The organism is Marinibium conchae (genome assembly GCF_015595035.1).
Taxonomy (GTDB): domain Bacteria; phylum Pseudomonadota; class Gammaproteobacteria; order Enterobacterales; family Alteromonadaceae; genus Glaciecola.
Window position 1 is genome coordinate 510,028 of sequence record NZ_JADNRN010000001.1, and the last position, 12,957, is coordinate 522,984.

Here is a 12,957-nt window from a genome sequence, read left to right on the forward strand (position 1 = left end):
GTTGTAATTTGGGTTTACAAACACCTTTGCCCCTTTTTGAATAAAAGGCTAGCTGTGTTTCGATGGGCGAATAGTATACTAAGAAATAGGCCTTTTAGTAAATGAAAATTATGTGACAAAGGCCAGTTTTCGTTATTTGTTTAGCTCTTTACGCCATTGATACATCAGCGCTAGAGCTTCTCGTGGCGACAAGTCGTCGATATCAATAGTACGAAGCTTGTGTTCCAGCCAATGTTCGGCGTCATCAAAGCTCATACTCAGTTGTGGAGCAGGCTTGGTTTTCGCAGCTTGTTGAACTTGTTCAGCGGTTAAATCTGCCGTTGCTACGCCTTGTTGTTGCACCTGATCCAGCATTTCGAGTTCCTGCAATTTCTTTTTTGCCGCGTAAATAACTGGCTTAGGTAAGCCTGCTAACTTGGCAACTTGCAAGCCATAACTCTTACTCGCAGCACCTTGTTGAATTTGGTGCATAAAACGAATGTCATCATTGTGCTCTACAGCGCTTAAGTGCACATTGTTGATAGTGGGTATTAACTCCGGTAAGGCGGTTAGCTCAAAATAGTGGGTCGCAAAAAGAGTGAAGGCTTGTAAACGCTCTGATAGCCATTGTGCGCATGACCAAGCTAAACTTAAACCATCATAAGTGCTGGTTCCGCGACCGATTTCATCCATCAGCACTAAACTATTTTGTGTTGCATTGTTTAAGATGTTGGCGGTTTCGGTCATTTCAACCATGAAGGTAGACCGGCCAGAAGCGAGATCATCTGCCGCACCAATACGGGTAAATATGCGGTCGATTGGGCCAATTAAGCTTTCTTGTGCTGGCACAAAACACCCAGTGTAAGCAAGTAAAACGATGAGGGCTGTTTGACGCATATAGGTTGACTTACCGCCCATGTTAGGGCCGGTAATCATGAGCATACGCTTACTGTCGTCCATGAACAGCGGGTTAGAAATAAAGGGCGAATTCATGACTTCTTCAACCACTAAATGACGGCCCTGAGCGTAGGAAATCGTATTTTCATCTACTAGAGCGGGGCGCGACAGGTTTAGCGAATCGGCTCGTTCTGCAAAATTAGTTAGCACATCTAGGGTCGACAAGGCCACCGCACTTTGCATCATGTCGGCAAGCTGTGGCGCTAGGATGTCGAAAAGTTCTTCGTATAGTGATTTTTCTAACGCAAGTGCACGGCTTTGACTTGTGAGTACTTTATCTTCATGTGCTTTTAATTCAGGAATAATGTAGCGTTCGTTGTTTTTTAGGGTTTGTCTGCGCACATAATCAGGCGGTACTTTGTCGCTATTTGCACGGCTTACTTCTATGAAAAAGCCATGCACTCTATTGTAATTGACTTTAAGGGTAGGGATGCCAGTTCTGTTTCGTTCTCGTTCTTCCAATTCCTCGAGGAAGTCTGTTGCCCCTTTCGAGAGCGCTCTAAGTTCGTCTAGCTCAGCAGAATAACCGTCGGCAATTACGCCGCCATCACGCAATACTACCGGAGGATTATCGGTAATGGCCTTGTTTAGGAGACTTGCAGCCTCAGGATATTGGCCAATTTCTTCAATAAAGTGTCGGAATGACCGATGTTCGCTGTTAGCGAGTGCATCAGCAAGCCATTGCTGTAAATTAGGGAGCACATTTAATGCATCTTTAAGGCGTGAAAAATCTCTTGGGCGAGCACTACGCAATGCCATTCGAGCAAGAATGCGTTCGATGTCACCGATGCTTTTTAGTAGTTCATGCAGTACACTGTAATCATGCATTTGAATGTCGGCAACGCTGTTCTGTCGAAAGCTAAGCACTTGTTTGTTAGTGATAGGGCGATGCAACCAGCGTTGCAACAAACGGCTACCCATCGCAGTGGCAGTGTGATTAAGCACAGAAAAAAGTGTGTTATCAACGCCTCCACTCAGATTTCGCGTGAGTTCTAAATTCTGTTGTGTAGCCGCATCCATCAAGACCGCTTCATCAGCCTTGTTCTCACTAATCTTTCTAATGTGTGGTAAAGCGGTGCGTTGGGTGTCTTGAATGTATTGCAGTATGCAACCGGCTGCACCAATAGCGCAAAGCTGAGTGTTTATGCCAAAACCATCTAAAGAGCTTGTGCCAAACTGTGCATTGAGTTTTTTGTCGGCGGTTTCCCTATCAAATTCCCATTGAGGTCTGCGCCGTAAACCTTTATGGTTTTCAATTAAATGAAAAAATGTACATTGTTCTGGATATAAGAGCTCCGCAGGTTGAAGTCTTTGTAGCTCGGCTTGCAATGCCTCGTCGCCCACCACATCTATTACTTGAAAGCGTCCGCTGGCTAAGTCGACGTAGGCTAGGCCATAAGTTACCTGATTCTGTTGCTTTTGTTGAGTAACGGCCAATAATATGGAATCACGATTTTCTTCAAGCAGTGCTTCGTCAGTAACGGTACCAGGTGTAACGATACGCTGAACTTTGCGCTCTACGGGGCCCTTGCTGGTGGCAGGATCGCCGACTTGCTCGCAAACAGCGACTGATTCACCCATTTTTACAAGTTTTGCTAAGTAGTTTTCGGCAGCATGATAGGGCACACCGGCCATTGGGATCGGTTCACCACCCGACTTACCGCGAGCGGTTAAGGATATGTTTAACAAATTCGAGGCTTTCTTGGCATCATCAAAAAACAATTCGTAAAAGTCACCCATTCTATAAAATAAAAGAATATCCGGATGTTCGGCTTTTATTTTTAAGTATTGCGTCATCATAGGCGTATTCGCAGGCCCAGCCTTGGCTTTGCTTTTCGACAACGAATTTGAGGCTTCAGTAGATACTTGATTGTTTTTTGATGTTTGCATACAGCCCGCGAATGTTTTTATTGTAGCGACAGGTTCATGTCATTATTATGTGGCGCTATTGTAATGAAAACCAGTCGGATATAAACAGAACTTTGCAAAACTTCAAAACAAAAAATATAAAGAGTTTGGCGATCGAGCTTGGCAACGAGCTTGCAGAGCAAAATAAAAAGGTGGCCACTGTTGAGTCATGCACTGGTGGTGGCATTGCCTTTGCTATTACTGAGGTTGCTGGTTCGTCGGCTTGGTTTGAAAAATCCTGGGTGACGTATTCTAATCAAGCTAAACATGAAGAGGTAGGTGTATTGAACGACACCTTGAGCGAGTTTGGTGCGGTGTCGGCTCAGACTGTTGAAGAGATGGCTGCTGGCGGCTTACACGCAAGCGGTGCAGATTTATGTGTTGCGGTAAGCGGCATAGCTGGTCCTGACGGTGGCAGCCCCGAGAAACCTGTTGGCCTCGTATGGTTTGCCATTGCGTCGGCAACATCAAACATAACGGGAAAAGCAACTATAAGAAACTTCTCTCGCTGCTTCAACGGCGATAGAGCCGAAGTGCGTGAACAGGCGATTAGCCTTTCTTTAAAAGAACTGATCGACAGCACAGTTTCCGCGTAATTCTATACAGTATATGCTGTGCTTTATGATTTTTTAGAGTGAAATACTGTGTAAAAAGCACTGCAATAGCCCAAACATTGACTCACCAAAAATAAAAAATCTAGAAATTTCATTAAGATACAAAATTTATAAAATACAGTGTTGCAACTGTATGGTTATACAGTATACTTGCGATATAAATGATTAGGTGTGTGAAACTTCAGCTTGGCAAATGAATGCAAGCAGCGACTAATTAAAATAAATAGAAACTAAGCGTACATTCATAGGAGTACAAGCCATGTTAAAGAAATCCGCGCCAAAAGCAGAAAAGAATTCTCCAGCTAGAAGAACAGGTAAAGAGGACAAAAACATGAACGAGAATAAAAGTCGCGCACTAGATGCGGCACTCGGCCAGATTGAGAAGCAATTTGGTAAAGGTGCAATCATGCGCTTAGGCGACAACCAAGCTATGGACATTGAAGCCATTTCTACGGGCTCTCTAAGTATCGATATTGCTTTGGGAATAGGCGGTTTACCCTGTGGACGAGTTGTTGAAATTTATGGTCCTGAATCTTCTGGTAAAACAACCCTTACCTTGCAAGTTATCGCGGAAGCGCAAAAGAAAGGAAAAACCTGCGCCTTCGTTGATGCTGAGCATGCCCTTGATCCAGTATATGCAGAAAAGCTTGGTGTAAACATCGACGACCTACTTGTGTCACAACCTGATACGGGTGAACAAGCACTTGAAATTTGCGACATGCTTGTACGTTCAAATGCAGTTGATGTTGTGATTGTTGACTCAGTAGCGGCACTTACACCAAAAGCGGAAATTGAAGGCGACATGGGCGACTCTCATGTTGGTTTGCAAGCTCGTTTAATGTCTCAGGCCTTGCGTAAGTTAACTGCAAATATAAAACGTTCAAACACACTATGTATTTTCATTAACCAAATTCGTATGAAAATTGGTGTGATGTTCGGCAATCCTGAAACCACAACAGGCGGTAATGCGCTGAAATTCTATTCATCTGTACGTTTGGATATTCGTCGTATCGGCGCAATCAAAGACGGTGATGAAGTGGTTGGTAACGAAACTCGCGTGAAAGTCGTGAAGAACAAAGTTGCCCCTCCTTTCAAGCAGGCTGAATTCCAAATTATGTATGGTGCTGGTATTTCTAAAGAAGCTGAACTTATCGACCTAGGTGTTAAGTTAAAGTATGTAGAGAAAGCTGGTGCATGGTATAGCTACAATGGCGAACGAATCGGTCAAGGTAAAGCCAATGTCGTTAAATATTTGAAAGAGCATGTTGAAATGGCGAATGAAATTGAAGCTCGCATCAGAGCTGAATTGCTTCTTCCAAAAACGAAAAAAGAAGAGGCCGACGCGGCCGCGGCTGCAGCAGAAGAGCTTACTTCGGCTGAATAACAACTTTAGCGTTGCGTAAGAGCAGCCGACGCTCTTACAATCCCCTTGAATGACTGACTTGTTCAGCCATTTTTTTTATTAAGTTGAGAATTTTTTAGAAGCGAAAAATTAAGAAAGCACCTATATAATATGTGTGCTTTTCGGCATCCTGCCTACTCTCAAACGACAGCCTTGTCGTTCTGCGGTCTCAAGTGCATGCACATACGTCCTAGACTTTCAGCCTCTGACTCTATGTCGCCGCTATGATGCTTGTCATGTGATTATCGAATTTTAGCGAAGGAAAGTTGAGCTCTTTATAAGCAGGAGCGCTCGCCCTTCCTTTAAGCAAAGAGATTTGCCCAAGCCCGTTTGAACTGGCAATCCCAGAGCCTGTTTTTACGAGGCCGGCTACGTCTTTTTGTGTTATTTGAGCGAGTGCTTTATTTTTTACCAAATCAAATATAAATAGCGAGTTTCCGCGAGGGCAAGTTACATAAGCTTGGTTTTGATGACATACCACACTTGCAGTATATTGTTGCATTTGTTGCCACTGCGTATTCGAGGCTTGCATCGGCATGAGCTCTTTATCATGCATGTGATGCGAAAATACTAGTGCTTGTATTTTACCTCTTTTCCCTTGGTATTGTGCCCCAACTACAACTCTTCCTTGCGGGTTCACATCGAGATGACGAAGACTCAACTGTGGGTCTTTGGGTAATACTTGATGCTCTAATGCACCCGTTTGACTATTAATATAACTTAGGTTTGACTGCATCGAGTCTAAGTTAAGCTTTATACGCGGGTAGTCCGGGTGCGTTTCTATGCCACCGTTTGCAAGTGCCAAGGTGTTATTATCGGGCATAAATACTAACTCATGCGGGCCGATACCATGAGAGTCGAAACGCCCTTCAACTTCAAAGGTGCTAGTATTACGCACAACAATTAGGCCTTGTTTGAAGTCATAGCGATTTTCAGTGGTGAACAAATAGTCGCCGTTTTTCGATAGCACTCCGTGGCCATAGAAATGGGTATCGGCTTGGCTACTAAAGCGTTTTACAATCTGCCCAGAAGCTAGGTCAATCTCCATTGCAAAGCGGTCTGGTCGCCTTGCAAATACAAGCACGTGCCCAGGCTTATGAGGCATTTCTAAAACATCATGTGCGCGCTGCGGTAAGGCTACCTTTGAAATGATGTTCCCCAATACATCGACCGCAGCAACAGAATAGCTTCCGTCTATCTCTTTCACTACGCTAGCAAACCAACGCGCTTGCTTTAGTACATCACACCCAACAATAAGGCTACTAGTGCCCAGAATGCTGGCCGCAGCGACGCCATTCATGGAAAGCTTAAGAAACAGTCGTCTATTCATATTAAAACTCGTACTTTATTCCAACAATAAGCTGTTGAGGTTTGCCGGGGCGAGCACCAAAGGGTCTACGCGAGACTATCTGGGTTTCATCGCTTAGGTTGTCTATTTTTATGTAAATTCGGGTTGCGGCTTGAATTTGGTACCAGCCTGATACGTCAATCTGAAGTAAGCTCTCAGTGCTAAGGCCGCTGAGATCCGTTCCACTGCCAGCCGCTTCAAGCATTTCACTGCTGTGCTTGATATTCATGGCTACCTGCCAATGTTGAGCTTGAAGACCTACTTGTATGTTTAGCTGGTTCTCAGGTAGGTAGGGCAGCTCATCGCCAGCCGAGATATTCCCCCATTGAGAAAATTCAGAGCGAAAGTCATTTTGGAATTCAGACTCGGTAAAAGTATAAGCAAGGCTAAGCGGTACAGAGAGCGTCTTCGATAAATCAAGGTCTGCATTAGCGCTGAACTCTACACCCTGAATGATTACTTCGCCGCCATTGAATTCTTGATTTAAATCGCTAGTACAACCACTTGAAAATGTGCAGGTGCCTTTCAAATTACTGTAGTCGAAGTAAAATGCAATAGCTTCTGCGTTCCAGTTGTTTCCACTTGCTCGGGCACCTAATTCATAATTCCAACTTTCTTCTGGGTCGATATCATCGTTTTGACCGGGACTGTTTGGCACGAAACCTTTGTTTACGCCTGCAAGTAATCCAAAAGTATCATTTATTTGATAGAAGGCCCCTATACCCGGTAATACGACAGTATCGCTGTTGTTGGCTGTCGTTGTTAAGGTGCTTTCGCTGAGAAAGTCATTGGCTTGCCCTTCAATATGCTCTGCTCGCAATCCGGCATTGAGGGTTAACATATCGGCTTGAAGCTTAGCGTCGATATAGGAAGCAATAGCCGTTGTTTTATCTTTGTTGCTTAGCAATACAACTTCTGGTCTGCCTGAGAACACCAATTCAGCATTAACCATATTGAAGTATCTTGCTCGATGTAATCGTTCAACCTGATCTTGATGAATGCGAAACCCGGCTTCCAAGCTGACATCGAAGTTGTTCACTTGAAGGTCGTAAAACAACTTCGACTGAATACCTTGAGAAAAGAAGGTCCGATCATTTAATGTAAATTCGAGTGCTTCGTCGTTAGTTAAGCTATCGCGCTCGCCATTAAGTACTTGGAAGAATAATGCGTTCAAGCCTGTATCAGGTGAGCGCAACACGGTCTCGATGCTTCGATTCCCCGCGAATCCGTTAAGCCTGTCCCAATCACGGTTGAAATCTCGACGGTAGGCTTGAGTGAATAGAGTCAAATTTGGACTCAGCTCAGCGTAATGAGATAACTGTATTTGAAAATGTTCCCAATCGAACTTGTCATTCGCACTTGCTGGGTAACGCAAGTAGGGGTTTTGCTTGAAATCGGCATCGCTCAAACCCAGATAGGTTTCATTTGATACTTCATCTGCATAGCCGACTTTTAACTCGTAATATTGATTGTAACGACTATTTTTAGGGCTGTAGCTAAGTTTGCCCAATAGCTCATTTTTTGCAAAGCCAGTGGAGTCACCCGACGCTAGAGTTTTAAACCCGTCGGTATGAAGGTTTATGCCTTCAACTAAATAACCAATGTCATCGCCAAGGTGCTCTAAGGTATCGGAATAGTAAGCATGTAGCTTACGATAGTCTTGTTGGCCTGCGGAGAAATCTATCTGACCTTTACTGGGCGATTGTGACTCGTTGATTGGGCGCGATACCATATTGATCGCCCCGCCAACCGTGTTTGGACCATACTTGATTGCTGCAGGCCCCTTGAAAACCTCGACGGCGGTCATTCTGCTTACTAATGGGAAAAAATATGCAGCCGGAGCAGAATAGGGTGCAGGCGACAACAACACGCCATCTTCCATTAAGGCAATTTTGCTACTTCTCTCGCTAGTGGCTCCACGTAAACCAATATTTGGTCTTAAGCCATAACCATCTTCTTCACGGATGTAAACGCCAGGCACACTCTGTAGCACTCGATGAATATCGTCGAACTCGTAAAGCTCAAGTTGCTCTTCCGTTAGCACAGCGCCAGAGCCTGTTGCGGTTTTAAGGTCGTTTTTACTACCAAAAATTTGGATGACTTCTATCTTATCATTGGTTTTCTCTTCCGCTAATACGCCCTTGCTGATACTTAATGTAGCAAGCACCGAAGCGGCTATGGTGCACATGTACTTTGTATTTGAACTAGCTATAGCCATTCTGTTAATCACCATCATTTGAGTTAAAGCCAATGTTGATATCGAGTGCCTGTACGAAACTCGTCGACAAAATATCGCGCGTTATTCTTATTTCTTCGACAAGGGCATTTAACTCTGCGCGACCAGCTTCGTTGCTGAGCATGGCATCCAAAGAGTCATAGTTGTTAGTGATCGTTGCCAGGCGATTAAGCTGTGCGTTTAAGGCGTTAAGCATTTGTTCGTTTATTGTGCCTTGATCAAGACTGTCGGCTAAAATACTATCGAAACCCGTAGATTCACCATTTTGGTAGAGTGCCAGAAAACTCTCCATATTCGCCTGAATACTGGCCAGTGACTGTGCGCTTTTTGGGAATTCAGAAATTGTAATATTGCCAGGCGTTACACTCCCTAGTGGAAAGAGTACTTTCTCATCTTTTACAATCTCCAAAGATTCAAGCCAGTTTGTAGCGAGTTCTTCTACAGCATCAGTAACCGAAGTAAATTCGCCACTGCCTGAAATAAGCGCTTGGCGATAGTTGCCACCGTTACTCGACCAGCTAGAGGCGATGGTGGCGCTGATATTAAATAAGTTTTGTGATATTGCGACAAACACTTCACAGCGTTTTGCACGGTCGCTACTGCTATGCAGGTTATTGATACTGTTGTCTGGATACAGCAAGTATTCAAGTGCAGGAAGTCCCTGACCGCCTACATTTCTACCTGAAACGAGCTCTGCGGTGACGGTGTCTGCCTCTATTAGAAGCCCCTCGACACCCCGCGCAACTGCACCGTTTGTATCAGGCCAAAATTGAATCCTAAACAGTCTATTTTCATCTACCACGGGGCCAATTTTAACCCATTGAATGGCCTGCCAGGCCAAGTTGCTAGCTTTCCATTGCTGTTGCAGTGCAGCGAGGTCTTCGATACTAGGTGAAGCCATCGCACAGAAGCTTGTGCCTTGTGTAAGCAAAGCGTCAGTTTGATTTGCCAAATTTTGATAGCCAGGCAAAATAATATTGTCTGCCAGGCCCGTAAGGTAGCTTGTGAATTCTGCTGGTAAATCAACGGCAGGCGATGTGATAGGGGGTTCAACGGGCGCTGGCGGGTCGAGTACAGGATCGTCAACACTGCCGCCTCCACCCCCACAAGCGCTCAAACATGATGCTATGAGCGCCACAACAAAGCTACCTTGTAGTCTTCGTGCCGTGTTTATTTGGGAAATTAATTTCATCGTTTATGCTCCTAAATCGCATTTAAAAAGGTAAGCAAGTCTGCCCTCGATGCGGCATCGAGTTGCTTAAAAAATTCTTTACTGGCTTGTGCTTCGCCACCATGCCAAAGAATGGCTTCTTCTATTGTTTGTGCTCTGCCGTCGTGCAGATACACGGCGTCAGATTGATAAGCTTTTCTCAAGCCAATTCCCCACAGAGGTGGTGTTTTCCATTCTTGGCCCGTTGCCGAGTATTCAACCACGTTGTCAGCTAATGCTGGTCCCATATCGTGTAAGGCTAAATCGGTATATGGCCATATTTTTTGCTTGGCGAGTGCCTCAATCGGATAGTCTTCTGAGGTGGTATAGCTTGGTGTATGACAACTATGGCACTTCGCTTGGTAAAAAAGCTTGCGCCCAGATATTGCCGACGGACTTGAAAGGTCTCTGGCAGGGGGAACCGCCATAAACAGATTGACCTTGAGTACGAGATTAAGCAGTTTGTCGGGGATTTCAACGGGCTTTCGACTAGCCTTAGTGGCTTTTGGCAAACCTAATAAAGCGGCTATTTGGCAGTCTTTTTCGTTTGTGCTGCAGGTTTCGTCAGGAAAATAATTATTTGTAATGCCTATGTCGTCAACGAAAGCCGCTGCCACTTGTTGCATCAGAGTTGGATGTTTAGCTTTCCAACCAAATCTTCCTATTCTTAGTTCGTCACTTTGTTGATTCGAAGCTTGGTGCCTAATAAGAGGTACTTGATTGTATTTACCGCTAATCCCATCTCCGTCTATATCGTTGGGGTCGGCTTGAGCGATAAGGTCGTCTTCTGATATTGCATCAAGTAAACCTGAACCGAAAATGGGCGGGGCAAAACGCGGTGACAAGTCGGTGCCTTCACTCAAGCTGCCAAAAGCCAAATCATGTAAGCGGTAGTTTGGTTGACGAAGTTCGTATTCACTGCCGTCTGCGTAGGTGCCTTTTAGCGTTGTGTAGCGGAGGTCAAGTTTTGCTTCGCCAACTAAAGGCTTGCTCATTGAGGGATGCTGAATTTGGATTGCTCTGGGCTGAATTTGACCACCGTAGCGCGCAAAAGTTGACGACGATTCAAAAGCCTTCGTCATCATCATGGCCCTTTTACTCTCATCCTCGGCAAGTTGGTTTGGCTGTTCAGACGCCTCCCAAACCTGTCCAAGCCTTAAGACTAGACTCGACGGTTTTGATATACCTTCAAGCGTGGCTGGCCCTCTGGCACCGCCGGAATGACAGCTAATACATGAGCGAGTATTAAATAGTGGCCCCAAACCGTCTCTATCGGCGGTAGAACTGGGCGCTATTACCCATGGGTCGCGAAATAATGAAAAACCTGTCCAGAAATCTAAGCGCTGCATTGCACTGAGTTTTTTAGATACTTCCACGTAGCTATGATCGGATAGTCTATTTGCCGTTAGATCGCCACCGGGCAATAGCGCATCAGTACTTTGCTCTGGAGCTGAATCGACTTGCTGCCCCTCGGAACAGGCCATGAGAATAAACAATGCGCAAGCAAACAAACAAGCACCCTTATTGGCTCTGTAAAAAGCTACTCTGCGGCTGCTATCTGCTATTAGATTCCGTTCAACTGACACTTGATTTCCCTACAATGAAGCTAAAAAGCTGAGTAATTGTTGTCGCTGTTGTTCGTCCATTTGCATGAAGGCTTGCTTCGACGCCATTGCTTCGCCGCCATGCCAAAGTACAGCTTCTTCAATAGTTCTGGCGCGCCCATCATGCAGAAAGCTAGCTCGTGCATTCACAGTTTGTACAAGCCCTAAGCCCCAAAGTGGTGGTGTTTTCCACTCACTGCCGCTAGCGTCACCTTGTATTAAACCATCAGCCAGCCCGTCGCAGCGTTGAACATAAAAACAAGCTTGCCCACTAGAGCATGAGCTACCATCTGCCAACTCGCGAGTGACAGAACAGCTTCCGCCCATGTCGTGCAGGAGTAGATCGGTATAAGGAAATATGACTTGATTGCTCAACATTTCAATAGGGCTCGCATTTTCTTCTAAGCCGGTAAGAGTGAGTTCACCAAGCACACTTCCAGCCGCTTCTTCAGTTATATGACGGGGCGTATGACAAGCAACACAGCCGTTATTGAAGAAGTGTTCACGGCCCAATACTATGTCAGTTTCCCAAATGGCATTCGTGCTATCAAAACCGCGCCTGGCGGGTACTCCTAGCACTCGGTTATAAAATTCCACCAAGGCAAGTGAGTTATCTGATATGTCATGTTCTGGTTTTACCTTGCCTTCTCTTTCAACGGCGACTTCACAAGCCACTTGATTGCTAGTACACACTTCATCTGGAAATATTGAGCTAGTGACGCCTGTATCGCCTCTGTAAGCTGCAGCAGCTTGTTGCAATACATTCGGTGTTTGCGCTTTGTAAGTAAATCGGCCGATAACGGTTTCAGGTGCTTGATTGACGTTACTTACATCTAGTACAAACGATGCCCTGCCGCTTATACCGTCATTGTTGCTATCATTTTCATCAGCTAGCGCGAGTATATTCTCTTGAGGAATTGCCGCTAATAAACCCGCGCCAAATACTTGTGGAGACACTCTTACTGAAAAGCGAATATCCTCAGTAAATGGCCCAAAGCTGGTATCTCTGATTTTGTAAATCGGCTTTCGAAGCTCGTAACTTGTGCCATCAGGGTAGGTGCCCGAGATTAATTCGTAGTGAATTTCGGTAAAGGCTTCCCCTTTAAGTTGGTCTCCGTTTATCGAGGCATTATAAACTGGCCAGCCTGACTCAAAGTCACTGCTATCAAAGCTTTGAATTGCAAATGTTTGTATTTGACTTCCGTACACAGGGTCGGGGTTTCCGAGGGAGTCGCCAATTTTTACCAGTGCACTCGTTAGTGGGGAACTTGTATCGAGCGGCAGCACACCGCGGCCGTCGTTTAAATGACAACCTTGGCAATTATTTGTATTCAATAGTGGGCCGGCGTTGTCGTGTGGCGTTCGAAAGATATGGTCGCCGGAAGTAAAAAAACCATCGAGTTGAAAATCATCTTTTATAGGATCTGGACGAGTGCTAAATGCGTCTTCGTTCGTGACAAACAAGGTTGCATCTCCGCCTGATAAATACTCAGCGTTATCTGGCACTGATGCCGAGAGTGGCTCAAGCCCACTATGGTCCAATACTGGCGTAGATATTGGAGGAGAAACCGGTGGAGTCTCAGGTGGTGTTGTCTCTTGGTCAGTAGAGCCTCCACCACCACAGGCGCTAAGCACGAACACTGTAATAAAAAAGATAGCCTTGTGAATATATTTCATTTATTTGCCCAATTTATAAAAA

General features: G+C 45.1%; 8 protein-coding genes. 2 read left to right on the forward strand and 6 right to left on the reverse strand.

Annotated elements, in window-relative coordinates:
• Window positions 1-132: 132 nt before the first annotated feature.
• Window positions 133-2,826 carry a DNA mismatch repair protein MutS gene (mutS, locus tag ISG33_RS02095; protein ID WP_195731911.1) on the reverse strand — a complete coding sequence of 898 codons (2,694 nt, stop codon included), beginning with the start codon at window positions 2,824-2,826 and terminating at the stop codon, window positions 133-135.
• Between the two features lie 47 nt (window positions 2,827-2,873).
• On the opposite strand from mutS, the gene ISG33_RS02100 reads away from it, so the two are divergent.
• Window positions 2,874-3,440, forward strand: a complete 567-nt coding sequence (locus tag ISG33_RS02100) for a CinA family protein (protein WP_195731912.1) — start codon at window positions 2,874-2,876, stop codon at window positions 3,438-3,440.
• A 349-nt stretch (window positions 3,441-3,789) separates the two neighbouring features.
• Entirely contained in the window at window positions 3,790-4,842 is a 1,053-nt protein-coding gene (gene recA, locus ISG33_RS02105) for a recombinase RecA (protein ID WP_195732983.1), read from the forward strand.
• 229 nt (window positions 4,843-5,071) lie between these two features.
• Here recA and ISG33_RS02110 read toward each other — a convergent pair whose 3' ends face one another.
• Genes ISG33_RS02110 through ISG33_RS02130 form a run of 5 tightly spaced genes read right to left on the reverse strand, consistent with a single transcriptional unit; the run spans window position 5,072 to window position 12,935 of the window.
• Window positions 5,072-6,190, reverse strand: a complete 1,119-nt coding sequence (locus tag ISG33_RS02110) for a DUF1513 domain-containing protein (RefSeq protein ID WP_195731913.1) — start codon at window positions 6,188-6,190, stop codon at window positions 5,072-5,074.
• Between the two features lies 1 nt (window position 6,191).
• Entirely contained in the window at window positions 6,192-8,426 is a 2,235-nt protein-coding gene (locus ISG33_RS02115) for a TonB-dependent receptor family protein (protein WP_229333419.1), read from the reverse strand.
• Window positions 8,427-8,430: 4 nt separating this feature from the next.
• On the reverse strand, window positions 8,431-9,636 hold the full coding sequence (locus ISG33_RS02120) for an imelysin family protein (RefSeq protein ID WP_195731914.1): 1,206 nt from the start codon (window positions 9,634-9,636) through the stop codon (window positions 8,431-8,433).
• Between the two features lie 11 nt (window positions 9,637-9,647).
• Complete coding sequence (locus tag ISG33_RS02125) at window positions 9,648-11,240, reverse strand: di-heme oxidoreductase family protein (RefSeq protein WP_229333420.1); 1,593 nt, start codon at window positions 11,238-11,240, stop codon at window positions 9,648-9,650.
• A 9-nt stretch (window positions 11,241-11,249) separates the two neighbouring features.
• Window positions 11,250-12,935, reverse strand: a complete 1,686-nt coding sequence (locus ISG33_RS02130) for a di-heme oxidoreductase family protein (RefSeq protein WP_195731915.1) — start codon at window positions 12,933-12,935, stop codon at window positions 11,250-11,252.
• Window positions 12,936-12,957: the final 22 nt, after the last annotated feature.

What these genes read in the sequence shown, in the direction of transcription:
- mutS (WP_195731911.1), bottom strand. Translation starts at nt 2,826, where the DNA reads ATGCAAACATCAAAAAACAATCAAGTATCTACTGAAGCCTCAAATTCG.
- ISG33_RS02100 (WP_195731912.1), top strand. Translation starts at nt 2,874, where the DNA reads ATGTGGCGCTATTGTAATGAAAACCAGTCGGATATAAACAGAACTTTG.
- recA (WP_195732983.1), top strand. Translation starts at nt 3,790, where the DNA reads ATGAACGAGAATAAAAGTCGCGCACTAGATGCGGCACTCGGCCAGATT.
- ISG33_RS02110 (WP_195731913.1), bottom strand. Translation starts at nt 6,190, where the DNA reads ATGAATAGACGACTGTTTCTTAAGCTTTCCATGAATGGCGTCGCTGCG.
- ISG33_RS02115 (WP_229333419.1), bottom strand. Translation starts at nt 8,426, where the DNA reads ATGGCTATAGCTAGTTCAAATACAAAGTACATGTGCACCATAGCCGCT.
- ISG33_RS02120 (WP_195731914.1), bottom strand. Translation starts at nt 9,636, where the DNA reads ATGAAATTAATTTCCCAAATAAACACGGCACGAAGACTACAAGGTAGC.
- ISG33_RS02130 (WP_195731915.1), bottom strand. Translation starts at nt 12,935, where the DNA reads ATGAAATATATTCACAAGGCTATCTTTTTTATTACAGTGTTCGTGCTT.